The sequence below is a fragment of the Streptomyces sp. NBC_00210 genome, from assembly GCF_045160975.1.
Lineage (GTDB): Bacteria > Actinomycetota > Actinomycetes > Streptomycetales > Streptomycetaceae > Streptomyces.
The window spans coordinates 7996073-8016230 of sequence record NZ_CP108120.1; the positions used below are offsets into that span (position 1 = coordinate 7996073).

Annotated in this window: 18 protein-coding genes; 8 read left to right on the forward strand and 10 right to left on the reverse strand. The window is 69.5% G+C overall.

The window, feature by feature from the left end; translation table 11 throughout:
• Positions 1-57 precede the first annotated feature (57 nt).
• Complete coding sequence (locus OG729_RS36025; RefSeq protein WP_405810185.1) at positions 58-2340, reverse strand: SpoIIE family protein phosphatase; 2283 nt, start codon at positions 2338-2340, stop codon at positions 58-60.
• A gap of 212 nt (positions 2341-2552) precedes the next feature.
• Here OG729_RS36025 and OG729_RS36030 point away from each other — a divergent pair, with 212 nt between their 5' ends.
• Complete coding sequence (locus OG729_RS36030; protein ID WP_360868336.1) at positions 2553-2879, forward strand: plasmid stabilization protein; 327 nt, start codon at positions 2553-2555, stop codon at positions 2877-2879.
• 90 nt (positions 2880-2969) lie between these two features.
• On the opposite strand, the gene OG729_RS36035 is transcribed toward OG729_RS36030, so the two are convergent.
• On the reverse strand, positions 2970-3347 hold the full coding sequence (locus OG729_RS36035) for an ANTAR domain-containing protein (RefSeq protein WP_405810187.1): 378 nt from the start codon (positions 3345-3347) through the stop codon (positions 2970-2972).
• A 279-nt stretch (positions 3348-3626) separates the two neighbouring features.
• Positions 3627-4460, reverse strand: a complete 834-nt coding sequence (locus tag OG729_RS36040; protein WP_405810189.1) for a VOC family protein — start codon at positions 4458-4460, stop codon at positions 3627-3629.
• Between the two features lie 241 nt (positions 4461-4701).
• Between OG729_RS36040 and OG729_RS36045 the strand changes: the two genes are divergently transcribed.
• From OG729_RS36045 to OG729_RS36055, 3 genes are all read left to right on the forward strand, one after another.
• Entirely contained in the window at positions 4702-4929 is a 228-nt protein-coding gene (locus tag OG729_RS36045; RefSeq protein ID WP_360868345.1) for a DUF6458 family protein, read from the forward strand.
• An 81-nt stretch (positions 4930-5010) separates the two neighbouring features.
• Positions 5011-6336, forward strand: a complete 1326-nt coding sequence (locus tag OG729_RS36050) for an NAD(P)/FAD-dependent oxidoreductase (RefSeq protein ID WP_405810190.1) — start codon at positions 5011-5013, stop codon at positions 6334-6336.
• Position 6337: 1 nt separating this feature from the next.
• A complete protein-coding gene (locus tag OG729_RS36055) occupies positions 6338-8182 on the forward strand; it encodes a transketolase (RefSeq protein ID WP_405810191.1) in 1845 nt (614 codons plus the stop codon).
• Between the two features lie 121 nt (positions 8183-8303).
• On the opposite strand, the gene OG729_RS36060 is transcribed toward OG729_RS36055, so the two are convergent.
• Positions 8304-8474: a hydrophobic protein gene (locus OG729_RS36060; RefSeq protein WP_360868355.1), complete on the reverse strand. Its 171-nt coding sequence runs from the start codon at positions 8472-8474 to the stop codon at positions 8304-8306.
• 247 nt (positions 8475-8721) lie between these two features.
• Between OG729_RS36060 and OG729_RS36065 the strand changes: the two genes are divergently transcribed.
• The 3 genes from OG729_RS36065 to OG729_RS36075 all read left to right on the forward strand — a co-directional run bounded on the left by OG729_RS36065 (position 8722) and on the right by OG729_RS36075 (position 10926).
• Positions 8722-9513 carry a SigB/SigF/SigG family RNA polymerase sigma factor gene (locus OG729_RS36065; protein WP_405810193.1) on the forward strand — a complete coding sequence of 264 codons (792 nt, stop codon included), beginning with the start codon at positions 8722-8724 and terminating at the stop codon, positions 9511-9513.
• A gap of 28 nt (positions 9514-9541) precedes the next feature.
• Positions 9542-10069 carry a DUF6328 family protein gene (locus OG729_RS36070; protein WP_405810195.1) on the forward strand — a complete coding sequence of 176 codons (528 nt, stop codon included), beginning with the start codon at positions 9542-9544 and terminating at the stop codon, positions 10067-10069.
• Between the two features lie 233 nt (positions 10070-10302).
• Positions 10303-10926: an Hsp20/alpha crystallin family protein gene (locus tag OG729_RS36075; protein ID WP_360868367.1), complete on the forward strand. Its 624-nt coding sequence runs from the start codon at positions 10303-10305 to the stop codon at positions 10924-10926.
• Positions 10927-10995: 69 nt separating this feature from the next.
• On the opposite strand, the gene OG729_RS36080 is transcribed toward OG729_RS36075, so the two are convergent.
• From OG729_RS36080 to OG729_RS36105, 6 genes are all read right to left on the reverse strand, one after another.
• The gene (locus tag OG729_RS36080) at positions 10996-11892 is read right to left on the reverse strand and encodes a TauD/TfdA dioxygenase family protein (protein ID WP_405810197.1); all 897 of its coding nucleotides are present in this window, start codon (positions 11890-11892) and stop codon (positions 10996-10998) included.
• Positions 11893-11984: 92 nt separating this feature from the next.
• Positions 11985-13310: an LLM class flavin-dependent oxidoreductase gene (locus OG729_RS36085; RefSeq protein ID WP_405810199.1), complete on the reverse strand. Its 1326-nt coding sequence runs from the start codon at positions 13308-13310 to the stop codon at positions 11985-11987.
• Positions 13311-13320: 10 nt separating this feature from the next.
• Positions 13321-14202: an ABC transporter permease gene (locus tag OG729_RS36090; RefSeq protein WP_405810201.1), complete on the reverse strand. Its 882-nt coding sequence runs from the start codon at positions 14200-14202 to the stop codon at positions 13321-13323.
• Complete coding sequence (locus OG729_RS36095; protein WP_360868379.1) at positions 14199-15011, reverse strand: ABC transporter ATP-binding protein; 813 nt, start codon at positions 15009-15011, stop codon at positions 14199-14201. The genes OG729_RS36090 and OG729_RS36095 overlap by 4 nt, the downstream gene beginning before the upstream one ends.
• A 3-nt stretch (positions 15012-15014) precedes the next feature.
• The gene (locus tag OG729_RS36100; protein WP_405810203.1) at positions 15015-16031 is read right to left on the reverse strand and encodes an ABC transporter substrate-binding protein; all 1017 of its coding nucleotides are present in this window, start codon (positions 16029-16031) and stop codon (positions 15015-15017) included.
• A 216-nt stretch (positions 16032-16247) separates the two neighbouring features.
• Entirely contained in the window at positions 16248-16331 is an 84-nt protein-coding gene (locus OG729_RS36105) for a putative leader peptide (protein ID WP_351446407.1), read from the reverse strand.
• Positions 16332-16654: 323 nt separating this feature from the next.
• Between OG729_RS36105 and OG729_RS36110 the strand changes: the two genes are divergently transcribed.
• Positions 16655-20074, forward strand: coding sequence for a phosphodiester glycosidase family protein (locus tag OG729_RS36110; protein WP_405811400.1), 3420 nt, complete (start codon positions 16655-16657; stop codon positions 20072-20074).
• The last annotated feature ends 84 nt before the right edge of the window (positions 20075-20158 follow it).

The window sequence follows — 20158 nt, forward strand, 5'->3', positions numbered from 1 at the left end:
CGGAACCCGGGCGGGCGTCGGAACCCGCGCGTGCTCAGAACCCGAACATGCACGCTCTCAGACGATCCGTACCGCGATGAGGCTCGTGTCGTCGTCCGTGTCGCCCGGGGCCGAGTTCAGCAGGCGGTCGGCCTGTTCCTCGACCTCGCAGATGCTCAGCTCCTCCGCAGCCCGTCGCAGCCCGTCGAGCCCCTCGTCCAGGGCGTCGTGACGGCGCTCGATGAGTCCGTCCGTGTACAGAAACAGCGTGTCGCCCGTTATCAGTTGGGTGGTCGTCTCCTGGTAGACGGAGGACGGCACGGCCCCCAGCAGGACGTCCCGCGGCGGATCGAGCAGCCGAGCCCTGCCGCCGCGTACCAGCAGCAGCGGCAGATGCCCGGCGCTGGCCCAGCACAGTGTCCGGTCGGCCGGATCGTAGAGTGCGCAGACCGCGGTCGCTGTCGGGTGCCCCTGGGTGTTGATGGTGACGTCGTTCAGCCACTCCATGAGCCGTCCCGGGGTGTGCCCGGTGAACGCCAGCCCCCGCAGCGCATTGCGCAGGGCGACCATTCCGGTGGCGGAGTCGATGCCGTGCCCGGCCATGTCGCCCACCGCGACCAGTACCTTGCCGTTGGGCAGCGGGAGCACGTCGTACCAGTCGCCGCCCACGCGGTACTCCTGCACCGCGGGCCGGTAGCGCGCCGTCGCCTGCAGTCCCGGCAGTCGCTGAACCGCGGGCATCTCGGGGACGATGGCCTGCTGGAGCTGGAGGGCCAGCTGGTGCCGCAGGGCAGCCTGCGCCTGTACGGCGGTGAGCTGGTCGAAAGTCGCGCTGAGAGCGACCTCTGTGTGGAACCCGGCGGAAACATCCTGGTAGACACCGGTGATTCCGGTGAGGACCCCCTCGTCCAGCAGCGGCTCCGCGGCGATCCGTACGTGTCGGAGTCCGCCGTCCTCACGGGTGATGCGGACGACCGCGACCGCGCTTGTGCGCCGTTCATTGAGCGTCGACAGAAGCTCGGCCAGATTGTCGGCGTCCTCCGGGTGGACCCGGAGCTGCAGTCCCGCCAGCGGGAAGGGCTCCGACTCCCGGTCGACGCCGAGAATTCCGTACGCCTGTTCACTCCATGCGGAGGTGCCGGTGGTGAGATCGTCCTCGAACGGTGCGACGCCCTGCAGCCGGCCCAGTGCGCGCATCGCGGACAGACGCCGGTCACTGCCGGTGTGCCACAGGACGATGGTCTGCTCGGCGCCTGCCGACAGGACGCGTACGTCGAGAAGCGGGTCGGGGGCGCCGGGGCCGTGCTCCGCAGGCAGCCTGGCCGCGCGCCGGACAGTGGTCCCGGAGTGCGCCTCTTGGGACAGCATCGCGAGGTCGGAATGGTGGTGAGGGAAGGCGACTTCGATGGGCCGGCCCACTGCCGGGTAGCTGCCGCCGAGGGCCTTGGACGCCGGCTCGTTGAGGTACTCGACCGACAGCTTCGACGAGTCCGGCTCACGATGCAGGATCATCGCCGGATGAGCCAGGGAGTCGAGCAGGTCGTCGAGCAGCGGAGAGGGGGAGGGTTCGGTCTCCGTGGCGTTCAGCACCCTCGCTGCCACGTCGATGAGGTCGGTCAGCGCGCGGCGGAAGTTGTCGTCGAGGTCAGCGGGCCCGGGCCAGACGACGAGAGCCAGCCCCACGGTAGCGCCCTTGAGACGCAGCGGGAGCAGGGCACGGGCAGCCTCGGGAGCGCCCGGAAGGACGGAGCCGGGGGGCACCCCCGAGGCCGACCAGAGAGGGGAGCCTTCCGCGACCACCTGGTGAAACGGCGCGGGGGCCGCAGGCGGGATCCACTGCCATCGCGCCGCTTCCGTGGCACTCACGCCGGCGTGTCCGGCCAGCCGGAAACAGTCGGACTCCATCCGGCGCCACAGCCACAGACTCTCCACGCCGAGTGGACCCAGACCGCCCTCCAGCAGGGTGGCCGCCGCCTGGCTGACCGTGTGATCAGCCTCTGCGGCGCTGGCGACGCGGCGTGTCCTGCGAGCCTCGGCGACGGCTGCGCCGTGATCGCTGCCGTCACCGCCCGATGACGGCGCACGCGGCGCGACGGCGATGGTCCCCGCCACGCCGTTCACGATGTCCGCGGCGAGGTCCTCGGAGCTCAGACCGGTCGCCTCGGCGAGGCGCGCGAGGTGTTCGGCGGCTTCGGCGGGAGACACCTCCAGCTGTGTCACCAGAATCCCGGTGGCCAGGTCGATCAGATGCCGTTGCGAGAGCTGCTCGCGCAGAGAGGCGTTGTCGGCGGCGAGGGCGGCGACCGCTGCGGACAGCTGGTCGTGCCCGCCGCTCGAACCCGAAGGCTCCGGCGCAGGCATGATCACGACCACTCCCATCCCGAGCAGACAACGCAAACGGGTGATCCGCCCGATCTGGATTCTACGCGGGCAGGCCCTGCGGAGCATGTGTCCGCAGTCGTCTGACCTGGCAACCCGGTGTTTGCCCGGGGAGGATGCGGTAACTCGTAGGGGGAGCGTCGCGGTGGGGGAATCTCCGGGGGAATCAGCCACACAACGGCGAAGGAGTTGCCATGCCTCGCGGTTCGAGTCCCAAGCGTGAACGTCAGTACGAGCACATCAAGGAGAGCGCTCAGCAGCGCGGCGAGAGCAAGGAGCGCGCGGAGGAGATCGCCGCGCGCACCGTGAACAAGGAACGGGCCCGCTCCGGTGAGTCCCGTACGGCGAGCAAGAGTTCCACTCAGGACATGTCGTCGTCCCGGCGCGGTGGCAAGCGCTCGCACAGCGGATCCGAGGGGCCGACGTACGACCAGCTGTACGCGGAGGCGCAGCGTCGCAACATCCAAGGGCGGTCTTCGATGAACAAGGCCGAGCTCAAGCGCAAGCTGGGCAACAGCTGACTGCTGCACGGACGGCCGCCGGGCATTTCTCCGCAAGCTGCGCCGCCTGCTCCGGGCAGTGACCGGCAGCCACGACGGACCGGCCGCCGGTCACTGCCCGCTCTCGTGCAGGGCCGCCAGAGCGGTACGCAGCGCGGCGCGGATCGGCCGGGACGGCGGCGAGCCGTCGATGCTGTCCACGATGCCCTGCGCGATCTCGCGGAGCTTGATGTTGGTGCGCTGGGAGACCTGTACCAGTACCTGCCAGGCCTGGTCCGGCGTGCACGATGCCGTTGCCATGATGACGCCGCGCGCCATGTCGATCACCGGGTGCGTACGGAGTGCCCGGCGCAGCCCGTCGACCTCCTCGCGCAGCACACGAGCTTCCACTTCCGCACTCACGATCCGGTACTGCATCTCGTCCGAAGCGGCCCATGCCGGGGCAGCTGCGCTCTCGAGCGCCCGCTCTCCGTCGTTCCCCTGCGCCATGGTTCCGCTCCTTCCTGCTCAAGGACCCTCTGGCAGACGTCGTGTCTTCCTCACGCGTGTGCCCAGGGAAGCGCCTCGGACACATGCACGCACCCCGGACACATGCACGCAGGGGCTTCATTGCGACACGGCAAAGACACTCTCCGCGGTGTTTCGCGCGCTGTGATTGCGGTACTGGGCCTGGAAGTTCCCTACGTACGAGGGAACGCAGGCGCCGGCCAGTTGGGCACATCAGCTGTCGGCGCCGCCTCATTCCGGCCGAAGAAGGCCACCGGGTCGTCACTCGAGGAATTGACGGCTGGTGATCGTGAAGAGGGCTCCGTCGGCGTCGCGCAGCGTCACCTCGGGACCATGTGGCGTGGACCGCCTGACCAGTACGAAGCCGCCATTGTCGAGGGCAGCCTCGGCGGTGGCGTCCACGTCCTTGACCGGGAAGTGGATGTGCCAGCGGGGCTGGATCATGAGATCGGGCGCATCTTCACTCGTACTGGAGCCTGCACTCGCACCGGAGCTGAGGCGCGCGAGTACGTGCCCGTTGCTGCGCAGCACGACCTCGTCCTCCTCGTAGCTGACCTCGCAGGCGCCAGGGCGCTCGGATGCCCACTCAAGGACCTCTCCGTAGAAAATGGCGGCATCGAACGCGTCCCGCGTCCGCAGCCGCAGCCAGGCGGGCGTGCTCTTGCGCCAGGTGTGCCAGTCAGGGATGAGCTCGCCCTCCCAGATCCCGAAAATGGCGCCGTCCCGGTCGGCGGCCAGGGCTCCCCGGCCCAGCGAGAAGGTGAGCGGGCCGACCGCGACGGTGCCGCTGCGCTCCCGGATACGTGCCGCTGCCTCATCCGTGTCGGTGACGGCGAAGTACGGGGTCCAGGCGACGGCGATCTGCAGCTGGGGTGCCAGGGCTCCGATGCCCGCGACCGGCGCGCCGTCGTGGAAGGCGACGCTGAACTGTTCGCCCAGTCTGCCCTTGCGGAACCGCCACCCCAGGACCGCACCGTAGAAATCCTGGGCGGCTTTGAGATCACGCGTCATGAGACTGACCCAGCAGGGCGCGCCGAACACGGCGGCGCTCGACGTCGCAGCTGCGGACTTGGCCGCTGTCGTTTCCTTGTCCATCACACTCGGTGTCCCGGTCGAATGGGCCCCAGCGCCGGCCCGGGCAGTATCGGGGGAAATGGGCTCGCACCTCATCCTGCCCCCGTGGCTTCGTACACGCGAGCCGCGACTGTCCGCCGCGGGCAGGACCCCCTCCCACAGGGCAGGGCACAGCGGCCGCGGCTCCGCTGTACCCGCGCATGACCGGCCCCGGCGCGGGTACCCGGCTGCGACCAGCACTTCGAACAGGAAGGTGAGTCGCATGGGCCTGGGTGGGTGCATCATCCTCATCGCAGTCGGCGCGATCCTGACGTTTGCCACAGACTGGAAAGTGCAGGGCGCAAACCTCGACGTGATTGGTCTGATCCTCATGGCCGTCGGCATCATCGGTGTCGCCACGTTCACGAGCATCGCCAAGCGCCGTCGCGTCATCGTGCCGCCGACGACCCCCGTTGTCGACGACGAGCGGGGTCGCCGCACGTATGAGTGACGGCGCCGGTTTCGCGCGGTGACCCAGGGGCACTCGCCCGCCGTCCGCCGCACCACTTCCGATTCCGCGCCGGAGTAGATCGTGATCCGTTCCCGTGTCGTTGTCGTCGGAGCCGGATTCGCCGGTTTCCAGGCCGCCCGTGCACTGTCCCGGGCAGCTCGTGACAAAGCCGAGATCATCGTGCTCAACCCGACCGACTATTTCCTCTATCTGCCGCTGCTGCCTCAGGTTGCGGCAGGAATCCTGGAACCCCGCCGGGTGACCGTGTCGATTCCCGACTCTCTGCCACGTGTGCGGCTGGTGCTCGGCGAGGCCGTCGGGATCGATCTGGCCGAGCGGCGCGTTCACTACACGGACCCCGAGGGCGGCTCCGGTGCGCTGGAGTACGACCGACTCGTCCTGGCCGTCGGCAGTGTCAACAAACTGCTTCCCGTGCCCGGGATCGCCGACCATGCGCACGGCTTCCGCGGTCTGCCCGAGGCGCTGTACCTGCGCGACCACATCACACGGCAGATCGAGATGGCCGCTACCGCCACGACCTCACAGGAGCGTGCGTCCCGGCGCACCTTCGTGGTCGTCGGCGCCGGTTACACCGGCACCGAAGTCGCCGCCCAGGGAAAGCTCTTCACCGACGCGCTGACCCGCAAGCAGCGCACCGGGGACCAGGGCGGCCCGGTGCGCTGGCTGCTGCTCGACATCGCCGAGCGAGTGCTGCCCGAGCTCGACCGCAGGCTCTCCTCGACGGCCGACCGTGTACTGCGCCGGCGCGGCGTCGACATCCGGACCGGGACATCGGTCAAGGAGGCCACCCGGGACGGAGTCCTGCTGGACGACGGGGAGTTCATCGACACGAGGACGCTGATCTGGTGTGTGGGCGTGCGGCCCGACCCACTGGTGTCCGACGTCGGACTGCCTGTCGAGCGCGGCCGTCTGCTCGTCGACTCGCGGCTGACCGTACCCGGGCACCCCGAGTTCTTCGCCTGCGGCGACGCGGCCGCGGTGCCGGACCCGACCAGGCCCGGCCAGTACACGCCGATGACAGCCCAGCACGCCTCACGCCAGGGAAAGCTGGCCGGACTCAATGTCGCAGCCTCCCTCGGGCGCGGCGAGCAGCGTGCGTACAGCCATCACGACCTTGGCTTCCTCGTCGACCTCGGCGGGGTCCAGGCCGCAGCGAACCCCCTCGGAGTGCCGCTGTCCGGGCCGCTCGCGGGCGCTGTCACCCGTGGCTACCACCTGGCCGCCATGCCGGGGAACCGGGTGCGCGTCGCCGCCGACTGGTTGCTGGATGCCGCGTTGCCGCGCCAGTCCGTCCAGTTGGGCCTCGTCCGCTCCTGGTCGGTCCCGCTGGACACCGCTTCGCCGGAACTCGCTCGGGTCCCGGCCCCCACGGTAAATGAGGAGTGACATGCGAACCGAACAACTGGCGGAACTGGGCCAGCAGTTGCGCGTGGACGCGGTCCGCGCCGCCGACGCGGCCGGATCCGGGCATCCGACGTCCTCCATGTCGGCAGCGGACCTGGGCGCCGTACTGCTCGCCAACCATCTGCGCTACGACTTCGAACGCCCCGACCATCCGGGCAACGACCGGCTGATCTTCTCCAAAGGGCATGCCTCACCGCTGCTGTACGCCATGTACAAGGCGGCGCACGTCATCGACGACGAGGAGCTGCTCACCTTCCGGCGTCTCGACAGCCGCCTCGAAGGGCATCCGACGCCCCGGCTGCCCTGGGTGGACGTGGGCACCGGGTCCCTCGGCCAGGGCCTGCCGATCGGCGTCGGCATGGCGCTGGCGGGCAAGAAGCTGGACCAGATCCCCTATCGGGTATGGGTGCTCTCGGGCGACAGCGAGATGGCGGAGGGTTCTGTGTGGGAGGCCATCGAGCACGCGGCGTACGAGAATCTCGACAATCTGACGCTGCTCATCGATGTGAACCGGCTTGGCCAGCGCGGGCCAACCCGCCACGAGTGGGATCTCGACGCCTACGCCCGCCGGCTGGAGGCCTTCGGCTGGCACACCGTCGAGATCGACGGGCACGACGTCGCCGCGGTGGACGAGGCACTCGCCGAGGCCCGCTCCACTTTCCGGCGGCCCACCGCGGTCATCGCCCGTACCCGCAAGGGCCGCGGTGTCTCGGCCGTGGAGGACCGGGAGGGCATGCACGGCAAGCCGCTGCCCGACGCGGACGCAGCCATTGAGGAACTCGGCGGGCCGCGTTTCCTCCGGGTGGAGGTCCAGTCCCCGCCTGCGGCACGCGTGCTGCACGGCGCCCACAGCGTGCATCTGGAGCCGCCGCGGTTCGACGTCGGAGACTCGGTCGCCACCCGCACCGCGTACGGACAGGCGCTCGCCGCCCTCGGCTCGGTGCGCGGCGACGTGGTCGCGCTCGACGGGGAGGTCGGCGACTCGACGCGTAGCGAATACTTCGCGAAGGCGCACCCCAGCCGGTACTTCGAGTGCTACATCGCCGAGCAGCAACTCGTGGCGGCGGCCGTGGGGTTGCAGGCCCGGGGATACGTCCCGTACGCCGCCACGTTCGCGGCCTTCCTGACCCGCGCCCACGACTTCATACGGATGGCCGCCGTCAGCCGCGCGTCGATCAATGTCGTCGGATCGCACGCGGGGGTCGCCATCGGCCAGGACGGGCCGTCGCAGATGGGGCTCGAGGACCTGGCGATGTTCCGCGCCGTGCACGGCAGCACGGTGCTCTACCCCTGCGACGGCAACCAGACGGCCCGGCTGGTCGAGGCGATGGCCGAGCTGCCGAATGTGAGCTATCTGCGTACGACCAGGGGTGACACGCCGGTCGTCTACGGTCCGGACGAGGAGTTCCCGGTGGGCGGCTCCAAGGTGCTGCGGTCGGGGGAGCAGGACCGTGTGACGGTCGTCGCCGCCGGAGTGACGGTCCATGAGGCGCTCGCGGCCGCGGAGCTGCTGGACGGCGAGAACATAGCGGTGCGCGTCGTCGACCTCTACTCCGTCAAGCCGGTCGATACTCAGACGCTGCAGCAGGCGGGCGATGAGACGGGCTGTCTGCTGACCGTGGAGGACCACCGCCCCGAGGGCGGCCTGGGCGACGCGGTCGCCGAAGCCTTCTCGGACGGCCGGCCCGTACCGCGACTGGTGCGGCTCGGTGTCCGCAACATGCCCGCTTCGGCCACGCCCGAGGAGCAGTTGCGGGTGTCGGGAATCGACGCGGACTCGATCGCGGCCGCGGTACGGCTGCTGGTGGGAGAAGCGGTGGTGCGCTGAGCGGTGCCGCTCCGAGCGGTGGTGCGCCGAGCCATGAGAAGCCACCGAGTGCGGGCGGACTGAGAAGGACTGAAACGACGAACGGCGGCCCGAAGGCCGCCGTTCATTGTTCTTCTCTCGTCTACCACCGGTACCAGCGAGCCCTTGTGCCCGCCCCTGACGTGCTCCGCATCAGGAATCCCAGCAGCCATACGACCAGGACGGCGATGGCAATCCACCACAGCGCCTTGACGGCGAATCCCACACCGAAGAGAACGAGTGCGAGAAGCAGAACGAGAAGGATGGGAACCATAATCTGCACCTCCAACCAGCGGGTGCCCATTCCTCTCCGACATACACGCTGCTCCGGTGTTCAGGAATTGGCAGAATTCCTCGCCCGGTGTTTGCCGGGGGAGGCCGAGGGCAGACGCAAATCTGTGCTTCGGACCGGAGGCACGTCCGTGGGAGCGGCGCCAAGCGCCCTGACGTGTCTTTGATGCGTCCACATTCCCGCGGCGGTAATGATCCCGTCCCCACCGTTGAGGGAGTGGCAGCGCCTCATGCGCACACAAGCGAGCAGGAAGAATCCGCACGACGACGCCCCCGACACCGCAGCCGCCTTCGAACGGCTCGCGAAACTTCCCGAGGGAGCCGAGCGCGAGGCCGTGCGCCGGGAGTTGGTGAAAGCATGGCTGCCCATGGCGGAGCGGCTGGCCGGCCGGTTCAGGAACCGGGGCGAGAACCTCGAAGACCTCTGCCAGGTCGCGGCCCTCGGCCTGGTCAAGGCAGTCGACCGGTACGACCCCGCGCGCGGCAGCGCGTTCGCCAGCTTCGCCGTGCCCACCATCACCGGCGAGGTCAAGCGGCACTTCCGGGACCACATGTGGACCCTGCATGTGCCGCGCCGCGTCCAGGACCAGCGCAACCGGGTCCGGGCGGCCCAGCGCGAACTCCTCCAGCGCGTGTCCGGACGGGCACCCACCCTCGCCGAGATCGCCGCACAGGCGGGGCTGACCCTGGACGAGACCCGAGCAGGTCTGGAGGCCGCCGACTCCTTCACCACGCTGTCCCTGGACGCCGAACACCCGGGCAGCGACGGCGGCCACACCCTGTCCGACGCACTGGGCAGCCCCGATCCGGCGCTCGACATCGTCATCGACCGCGAGGCTGTGAAGCCCCGCCTGCGGCGATTACCCGAGCGGGAACGGAGGATCCTCTACATGCGGTTCTTCCGTGACATGACGCAGAGCAGAATTGCCGAAGATCTCGGCATCTCTCAGATGCACGTGTCGCGACTCATCAGCAGCTGCTGCGAGCGACTTCGCCGAGAGATCATGCAGGATGCCGCGTAGGGAGTTCGGTATGTAAGGGAGGCGCCAGATGGAACAGCACGCCGCAGAGAGCCGCCAACGCGGCAGGCGCGAGACGGAGGAGGAACGGGCCGACCGGCGATGGAGTGATCTGCTCCAGGAATTGCGGGTGGCGCAGACCGGTGTGCAAATCCTGTTCGGATTCCTGCTCGCCGTGGCTTTCCAGCCCCGTTTCGTCGAACTGTCCGGCACCGACCGCAACATCTATGTGGTGACCGTGCTCCTGGGGGCGGCGACGGTCGGCGCTCTGATCGGGCCGGTGTCGTTCCACCGGCTGCTGACCGGACTGATGCTCAAACCGCAGACGGTCATCTGGGCCTCGCGCCTGACCGTCCTCGGACTGTTTCTGCTGCTGGGCACGATGACTTCGGCGCTGCTGCTCATCCTGCGGCTGGTCCTGGACGACACGCTCGCTCTGTGGCTGGTGGTCGCCATGGTGCTCTGGTTCGTCCTCTGCTGGTTGGTCCTTCCGCTCTGGACCCGCATCACGAACCCGGGCAAGGAAGGCCCCCCGGTCAGTCCGCGCGCGCCTCAGTGATGTCGAGAAAGACCCGATCCGCCTGTGGGCGGGCCGGCCGCGTTGCGCTTCATTTCGGTCACCGTCGGCGTTCCGGCGTGATGGGGGGAGTGCGTGAACTGCGCCGCGCGGGCGGCACATTGGGTGACGCGAGTCAGTAAAAGAAAGGGGTGGGGTGGGTGTAAAGCCCTGGGAGCGTGGCGGTACTGTGCGCCCACCGCCAGATGGGTGGCGTGGCAACAGTGGAGGAATTAGTGACAACAATCAACAGATCGTGGCGGCGTGCAGGAGCCTTCGCAGCTGTCGCGACGGTCAGCGCTCTCGGCGTCGGCCTGAGCGCCGGGACCGCGCAGGCGCACACCCCGGTGTGGGAGGTGACCTGCACAGAGGTCAGCGTCGACCTGAAGGCCTACAGCCCCGAGAAGGACAACACCGTGACCGTCACGGTGGACGGCAAGGACCTGCTGCCCACCGAGACGTTCAAGGGGAACTTCCACAAGAAGCTCGAGCTCCCCAAGCACGACAAGGAGCTCACCGTCCGTCTGGTCGTGAAGGCCGGCGACGACGACAAGTTCTCGCGCGACGAATCCAAGACGGCGCCGGTCTGCGACGACAACACGCCGAGCCCGTCGCCCACGCCGTCTCAGCCGCCGAGTTCCACTCCCTCGCCGAGTGACACTCCGACCGACACGCCGAGCACGGCCACCAGTTCCGCCGAGGCGCCCCCGGCCTCTGCCAAGCCGAGCAACCCGGGTGACCTGGCTGAGACCGGCTCTTCCAGCTCCACTCCGCTGATCGCCGGCGCTGCCGCCGTGGTCATAGTCGCGGGTGGCGGCATCATGTGGGCCGCGCGCAAGCGTCGCAGCGTCCAGGGCTGACGTTTTGCCGCACCAGGCAGGCGGGGAGGGCGGGTCGTCGGGGGACGGCCCGCCCTCCCCGCGCCGTTGTCAGGCCGCGGCCGGGGTGTAGTGCGCGGCCTCGTCGCCCTCGACCACCCGGCTGCGCTCGCCGTCGACGCCCACCGGGACGTCGCCCGCGACCGTCACACGGTGCAGCAGGCGCGGCAGGTCGCCGTAGTCGTCGGGCGCGTAGTGCTGGGTGCTGCGGTTGTCGAAGAGGACCAGGTCGCCCGGTGCCCAGGTCCAGCGGACGACGTTCTCAGGGCGGGTCACATACGACTGCAGGATTCGCAGGATGTCGCGCGACTCGGACGGGGAGAGGCCCACGAGAGACTGCGCGAATCCGCCGATGAACAGGCCGCGCTCACCCGACTCCGGGTGCACGCGCACCACCGGGTGCTCGGTGCGGTACTTCCTGGAGACGAACTGCCTGCGGTGCTCGGCCGCCTTCTCGCTCTTCGGCTCGGCATAGTCGTACGCATTGGTGTGTACGGCCCACAGCCGATCGGCCAGCTCGCGCAGCGCGTCGGGCAGATCCCGGTAGGCGGCGGCCGAGTTGGCGATCAGAGTGTTGCCGCCGTAGGGCGGGACGACGAGGCTGCGCAGCGTGGACGCCTTGGGCGGGGTGCGCAGGAACGTGACATCGGTGTGCCACTGGTTGGCGCGGATGCCCTCGTCGCCGTCGACCGGCAGGATGTTCGGCTGTCCCTCGACCGACGGCACGGTGGGGTGCGCGGTGGTGAGTTCGCCGAAGAGCGCGGCGAAGCGGATCTGAGCCGCGTCGTCGAGCTGCTGGCCGCGGAAGAAGAGCGCCTTGTGCTCCACGAGCGCCGCGTTGATCTCGGTGACGATGGAGGGGTCGAGGTCGGCCGAAATGTCGACGCCGAGGATCTCGGCGCCGATGCGGCCGCCGACCCGACGGATGTCGAAACCGGTGCTGGTCATGGGGGAACTTCCTCTCTCTGTACGGGTGTACGGGCTGTACGGGTGTACGTGCTGTACCGGAAGGTGCCGGTCCGTGCCCGGGTGGATGCAGGTCAGTGGGTCCGGCCGGGCGGGCGCTGCAGGCCGTAGTGGTCGCGCAGGGTCCGCCCGCTGTACTCGGTGCGGAACAGCCCCCGGGCCTGCAGCAGGGGCACCACCTGGTCGACGAAGTGGTCGAGGCCGCCCGGCAGATACGGCGGCATGATGTTGAAGCCGTCCGCGGCGCCCTCGGTGAACCACTCCTCCAGTTGGTCCGCGATCTGCTCGGGCGTGCCGGCGAAGACGCGGTGGCCGCGCCCGCCGCCCAGGCGGGCTATCAGCTGGCGGATGGTGAGCTGCTCGCGCCCGGCGAGCTCGGCGACCAGCGTGAAACGGGACTTGTTGCCGTTGATGTCCCGTTCCTCGGGGAGGTCGGGCAGCGGTCCGTCCAGCGGCAGACCGCTCAGATCCGTACCGAGCATCCCGGACAGCTGCTGCAGCCCGTACTCGGGGACCTGCAGCCGTGTGAGCTCGTCCTCGAGCGCCAGCGCCTCGGCCTCGGTCGCGCCGATGATCGGGCAGATACCGGGCAGGATCTTCAGCTGGTCGGGCGTGCGGCCGTACTTCGCGAGCCGCGACTTGAGGTCCTTGTAGAAGGTCTGGCCGTCGGCGAGGGTCTGCTGCGCGGTGAACACGGCCTCCGCGTACCGTGCCGCGAACTCCTTGCCGTCCTCGGACGACCCGGCCTGCACCAGCAGCGGATGACCCTGGGGCGAGCGCTGTACGTTGAGCGGCCCGTCGACCCGGAAGTGGGTGCCGCGGTGTCCGATAGGCCGGATCGCGCCCTCCTCGGCGTAGACACCGCGCTCGCGGTCGATCACCGGCGCATCGTCGCGCCAGCTGTCCCACAGCTCCTTGGTCACATCGACGAACTCGGCGGCGCGCTCGTAGCGCAGCGAGTGCTCCAGATGCTCTTCGAGACCGAAGTTCCTGGCTTCGGCGACATTCCCGGAGGTGACGATGTTCCAGCCGGCGCGGCCGCCGCTGATGTGGTCCAGCGAGGCGAATTTGCGCGCCACATGGAAGGGCTCGTTGAAGGTGGTAGAGACGGTGGCGATCAGCCCGATGTGCTCGGTGGCGACGGCCAGCGCGGACAGTAGCGTGAGCGGCTCGAAACCGCCGGCCGCGTTGTAGCGGGCATCGCCCCACAGGGCGACGCCGTCCGCGAGGAACAGCGAGTCGAGCCTGCCACGTTCGGCGGTACGGGCCAGCTCCTGGAAGTACGAGAGATCGGTGATCCGGTCGGGCCGGGTGCCTGGATGGCGCCAGGCCGCGTCGTGATGGCCGGCGTTCATCAGGAACGCGTTGAGATGGAACTGGCGTGGGGTGTCGGCGGGCATGGGCGGAACCTCAGTTTCCGGTCGGGGTGCGCCAGGACGTGAAGCGGCGCTCCACTGCTACGAGCAGCTGGTTGAAGGCCACGCCGATGGCGGAGATGGTGATGATCCCTGCGTACATCTCGGGGATCGCGAAGTTGAACTGCGAGGAGTTGACGAGATAGCCGAGCCCGGCCTTGGCGCCCACCATCTCGGCGGCGACCAGGACGAGGATCGCGAACCCGCCGGCCAGCCGGATGCCGGTGAAGACCGTCGGGACCGAAGCGGGCAGGATCACTTTCTGGAAGATCCGCGGCGCGGGCAGATCCATCGACCTGGCGAGCCTCAGCAGCGTCGGATCGACGCTGCGTACGGCGCTGATGGTGTTCAACAGGATTGGCCAGGTGCAGGCATAGAGGACGATGGAGATCTTCGAGGTCTCGCCGATGCCGAGCAGCAGCACGAAGACCGGCAGCAGCGCCAGTGCGGCGGTGTTGCGGAAGACCTCGAGGAGTGGCCCGAGGAGACTCGCGAGCGGCTGGTACCAGCCGATCAGCAGGCCGAGCGGTACGGCGACGACGACCGCGAGCCCGAAGCCGGTGAACGATCGCCCCAGGCTGGCCTGTGCATGCTCGGCGAGCTGCCCGTCGAGCAGCAGCTGCCACCAGGCAACGGCGACCTCGGAGAACGGCGGCAGAAAGGTCCGGTCGACCAGCCCCAGGCGGGGCGCGGTCTCCCACACCGCCAGCAGTGCCACGATCGCGACGGTGCGGGTGAACACGGCCAGCAGGATCCGGCCGGTGCGCTGCAGCGGGGCCGGCAGTGCCCGGCGCCCGGCCGCGGGCACCGGATCGGTGTGCAGTGCCGCGCCGCCCACATCGACGGTCGCAAGCGCCTTCTCGGTGGTGATGCTCATAGCGTTGCCGCCTCCCGTTCCTCGCGCTGAGCCCGGCTGACCTCGTCGCGCAGCAGGCTCCAGATCTGATGTCGGTGGTGCGCAAACTCGGGGCTGGACCGCGGATCTGCGTCGGCGCTGCGGTCGCCCAGGTCGATCGGGACGACCTCCTTGATCCGGCCGGGCCGTGAGGTGAGCACGGCGACCCGCTGCCCCAGATGGACCGCCTCGTCGATGCCGTGCGTGATGAACACGATCGTCTTGCCGGTGCGCTGCCAGATCCGCAGCAGTTCGTCCTGGAGCGACTCCCGGGTCTGTGCGTCGAGCGCGGCGAACGGCTCGTCCATCAGCAGCACATCGGGGTCGTAGGCGAGGCTGCGGGCGATGGCCACGCGCTGGCGCATACCGCCGGAGAGCTCGTGCGGATGGCGGTCCTCGAAGCCGGTGAGCCCGACGAGCGCCAGATACTCCCGGGCCCGTTCGGCGCGTTCACGGCGCGGCACCCGGGTGGCTTCGAGGCCGAACTGAACATTTCCCAGGGCGGTGCGCCAGGGCAGCAGGGCGTACTGCTGGAAGACGATGCCGCGGTCCAGACCCGGCCCCGAGACGGGCTTGCCGTCCAGCAGGATCCGGCCCGAGGACGGCTCGGAAAGCCCGCCGAGCAGGTCGAGCAGGGTGGACTTCCCGCAGCCGCTGGGGCCGACAAGGACCACGAACTCCCCGGCGGCGATGTCGAGGTCGATGCCTTCCAGCGCGGTTACGTGGTGCTGCTTGCCGCGTACCGGGAAGGTCTTGCCGATGCCCTGGAAGCTGATCTTCGCTGTCGACATGGATCAACTCCCTGCCTTGGTACGGCTCTTGTTGAACTCGTTGGTGTAGAGGTCGGGGACGTTCACCTGGCCGGACTTGATGTCTCCGCGATCGGTGAGCCAGTCGGACCAGACCGACAGCTCCTGCTCCTCGATCCGGCCGCCGGGGGCGGAGACACCGTAGGAGTGCCAGAACTTGAGCGCGTCGGCGGTCTCGTTGCGCTTCCGCTTGGCGACGATCTCGGTCATCTTGGCGATGACCTCGTCCTGTGGCGTCGTACGGGACCAGTCCAGGGCCTTGCCCACGCCGGTGACGAAGGTCCGTACCGTCTCCGGGTTCTGTTTGATGAAGCGGTCGGTCAGCACATAGGTGCCTGCGCTGAAGGCGCCGCGCAGCTCGAAGTCGCTGAAGAGCTTGCGTATGCCGCCCGTCTGCAGTGCCTTGTCGCGCAGGATGCCGCCGAGGACCGCCACATCGATCTGCCGCTGACGCAGCGACTGTTCGGTGTTGACGGGGGGTATCACGATCCGTTCGACCTGCTCGGCCTCCGCCCTGCTCAGGCCGTTCTTCTTGAGGTAGATGTCGAGCATCGCCTCGGCGTGGGCGCCGAGGGTGTTCATCCCGACCTTCTTGCCGATGAGGTCGCGGGGCCGGCGGATGGCGCTCTTCTCGGCGACGTAGTAGCCGCTGTAGGCGTACTTGTCGGAGCCGTAGTAGCTGACGACGGCCTTGATGGGGGCCTTGCGGGAGGCAAGTTTGACCACCGCGCCGTTGAACGCGCCGCCGAAATCGATCTGGCCGGAAGCGGCGGACTGGATGTCCTGCGGGCCGCTGATGGTGTTGCCCACCCAGTCCAGCTTCAGATCGCCCAAGTAGCCCAGGGCTTCAGCGAGTTCGGGCGGGGTGACCGCGCCGGCCGAACCCTGGTAGCGGAGCGTCCTGGTGTTACGGACGCCGCTGCCGCTCGCTGTGCCGCAGCCCGCGGCCGCCAGCATGGAGAGACCGGAGAGCGCAAGAAAGGTGCGTCTGGAGGAGGTCATCAGTCATTCCGTTTCGGGGTACGCGAAGATGCCTGAAAAAATTCAGCGCAAAAAGGGTGCGGTGAATTCAGGAAAGGGTGGTCATACATCGGCAGATGAGTACTGGGGAAGTCATGCCGAAGGAATTGCCGCGTGCCGGGGCCAGAGGGTGCTCAGCCCGTCAGAAGCCCCCGGAACAGGGGCTGGACGCGGGTGAAGAAGTCAGCTGTGCGTGTTTCAGCGGCCGGCGGCACAGAGTGCGCTGGCGTGCCGTCGAAGATCGACGTGCAGGCGTGATACGAGAATGTCAGCTTGACTCACAACGGTGAGAGTGGCAGCGATTTCCAGTCACGTCAATGAGTATCGGAAATCGTCTCGCATGGTGAATTGTTACGGATTTCTTTCACGAATGTGGCCCGCCGGGCAGCGTCATGGCCTCGGAGTGTCCACGGCCCTGACAGCCGCTGTTCTTCCTGGTGTTCCCGTTGCCCCCTGGTGTGTTCGTGCGAGCGCCGCGATGCTGAGCGCCGACAGCGCTTACTGCGCGCTCAACACGCCGTTTTCCAGGAGTAGTTGTGGGCCTTGGCAGAGCAAGATGCTCCGTCGTGCTGGTCGCGACGGTGTCCGCAGTGGCGGTGGGAGCGATGTCCCCCGCCGTCGCCGATTCCACCCCCGACCCCCGTCCCCGAGACTCCGCCGAAGTGCTGCGCCCGATTGCGCCGCCGCCCGCGAGCGGTCCGGCCGGACGCCCCCGAGCCATCGCCGACGGCGACGGGATCGAGACCGCGCGCAGCTCCCGGCCCATCGCTGAGGGCATCGGCCTCACCTCGTACGACCGGCTCGAATCCAACAAGTGGCTGCGTGTCGACGCGCTCTCCGTCGACCTTGACGGCAGTGGCGTCCAGGCCGACTACCTCTCGTCGGGCAAGGTGGCCGACCGCCACACCGTCTCCGCACTCGCCGCCGACCACGATCCCGGGCCCGGCCGGCGCACGGTTGCCGCGATCAACGCCGACTTCTTCGACATCAACCAGACCGGCGCGCCGCAGGGCCCGGGCATCAAGGACGGCCAGGTCACCCACTCGCCGGCCAGCGGCGTCAACCGGGCCGTCGGCATAGGTCCCGGGAGCGCGGGACGCGTCCTGCAGCTGTACTTCGACGGAACCCTAACGCTGCCTTCCGGGCCGCACCCGCTGGCCGCGTACAACGCCGCGAACGTCCCGTCCGGCGGCATCGGCGCATACACCGCGGCGTGGGGAACGGCCGACCGCGCCCTGACCGTCGATGCCGCAACTCCCGTCGCCGAGGCACTCGTACGGGACGGCAAGGTCGTCGAGGTCACCGGCCGGCCCGGCACCGGACCGATCGCCCCGGACACCACCGTCCTGGTCGGCCGGGAGGCCGGAGCCGGTCTTCTCGCCGCGTTACGGCCGGGCGACCCGGTGGCCCTGGAGTACCGGCCGCGTACCGACAGCGGCCCCGTCCCGCGCACCGCGGTCGGCGGCCGTGAACTCCTCGTCGTCGACGGCGTGCCCCAGAACCACGAGGGCGAGGGCAACAACACCGCGGCCCCCCGCACCGCCGTCGGCTTCTCCAAGGACGGCCGCACGATGCAGGTCATCACCGTCGACGGCCGGCAGGCCGACAGCGGCGGCGTCACCCTCACCGAGCTCGGCCTGATGATGAAGAAGGCCGGTGCCTTCAGCGCGCTCAACCTGGACGGGGGCGGCTCGTCCACGCTCGTCGCCCGCGAACCCGGCAGTGACGCGCTCCAGGTCGAGAACAGCCCCTCCGACGGCAGCGAGCGCACCGTCCCCAACGGCCTTGCGCTCACCGCGCCCGACGGCAGCGGACGGCTGCGCGGCTTCTGGGTCGAGACCCGCACGCCCGCGGGGAGCGCCCCCACCGCCGACCCGGTCAAGGGCGGCCACCCCGAGCGGGTGTTCCCCGGACTGACCCGCACTCTCACCGCCGCCGGGTACGACGAGACGTACGGACCGGCTGAAGGGAGCCCGCACTGGCGGGTCGGGCGCCCGTCGGTGGGCCGGATCGACGACCACGGCGTGTTCCGGGCGCGGCACAGCGGCACCACCGCGATTCGCGCGGAGCGGGCGGGCGCACACGGCAGCACCGAGCTGACCGTCCTGGACCACCTGGCCCGCATCGAGCCGACGACCCGGCGCGTCGGGCTCACGGACGGCAGCGGAACCGGCACCTTCGGGATTCTCGGCCTGGACGCCCAGGGCAACAGCGCACCCGTCGAACCGGCCGACGTCCATCTCACCTACGACCACTCGCTGTTCGGGATACGCGACGACGGCCGGGGCTCCTTCACCGTCAATTCCCTCACGGGCAGCGGCGCCGGGCGGATCACCGCGAGCGTCGCGGGCGTCACCACGGTCCTCGCCGTCAGCGTCGGCCTCGCCGAGCAGCCCGTGTCCGGCTTCGACGACGCGGCGTCGTGGACCTTCAGCCAGGCGCGCGCGAGCGGGTCGGTCGCGGCGACGCCCGAGGGCCAGACCGGCGCCGGTCTTGAGCTCACCTACGACTTCACGCAGTCGACCGCGACCCGCGCGGCGTACGCCAATCCGCCGCGGCCGATTGCCGTCGCGGGGCAGCCGCAGTCCTTCACGCTCTGGATCAAGGGTGACGGGAAGGGCGCGTGGCCGACGCTGCATCTGAAGGACGCGGCCGGTTCCGACCAGCTGCTGCGTGGCCCGTTCGTCACCTGGACCGGGTGGCGGCAGGTGACCTTCGCCGTGCCGGCGGGGGCCGCGATGCCGCTGTCGGTGTACCGCTTCTATCTGGCCGAGACCGCAGCCGCGAAGCAGTACACAGGGAAGATCGTCATCGACGGGCTGAGCGCGCAGGTGCCGCCGACCGTCGAGCTGCCGGCGCAGCCGCGGACAGCCGATCCGCTGATCGATCCCGCGGCCGAAACCGAGGACAGGGACTGGCAGTTCGCGGTCATGTCCGACGCGCAGTTCGTCGCGCGAGACCCTGGCAGTGCGATCGTGGCGCAGGCACGGCGGACGCTGCGCGAGATCAAGGCCGCACGGCCCGACTTCCTCATCGTCAACGGTGACCTGGTCGACGAAGGCTCGCCCGCGGACCTCGCCTTCGCCAGGCGGGTGCTGACGGAGGAACTGGGGGACGAACTGCCCTGGTACTACGTGCCCGGCAACCATGAGGTGATGGGCGGAAAGATCGACAACTTCATCGCCGAATTCGGGCCCGCGCACCGGACGTTCGACCATCACGGTACGCGCTTCGTCACGCTGGACACGTCGAGTCTGAGCCTGCGGGGCGGCGGCTTCGACCAGATCAAGGAGGCGCGGGCGCAGCTCGACGCGGCGGCGAGGGACGCGGACGTCAGCTCGGTGATGCTCGTCGAGCATGTGCCGCCGCGCGACCCGACCGTGCAGAAGGGCAGCCAGCTGGGTGACCGCAAGGAGGCGGCGCTGATCGAGCAGTGGCTCGCGGAGTTCCGCCGTGCGACCGGGAAGGGTGCGGGGCTCATCGGCAGCCATGTCGGGGTCTTCCACGCCGAGCACGTGGACGGCGTGCCGTATCTGATTAACGGCAACTCGGGCAAAGCGCCGGCGGCCCCGGCGAACGAGGGCGGCTTCACCGGCTGGTCGCTGGTGGGCGTCGACAAGGTGACGCGCGGCGAGCAGCTGGCAGGCCGGCTCAGGCCGTGGGAGGGCGGCCCGGACTGGGTCTCCGTCCAGACCCGCGCCCATGTCGACGGCCTGACACTGGAGGCGCCGGCAACACTGCCGCCGGGCCAGAGCCGGGACGCGCGGGCGACGGTGACCCAGGGTGCACGGCGGATCCCGGTCGCCTTCCCTCTGAGCGCGGACTGGACAGGCTCACCCAATCTGTACATCGGCGCCCCCGAGGACGCCCGCCCCCGCCACGCGGCGGCCTTCGACCCTTCGACGGGCCGCCTGACGGCGCTGCGCCCGGGGACGGTCACGCTGGCGGTGACGGTGGCGGGGGTCACGCAGCGTGCGGAGATCCGCGTTGCGGGGGAGGGGGTGGGCTGGGGCCGCGCGGCGTAGTCGGCGCCCGGGGCTCCGCCCCCGGACCGCCGCTCCTCAATCGCCGGAGGGGCTGAATTTCAGCCCGCCCGGGGGTCCTGCCGG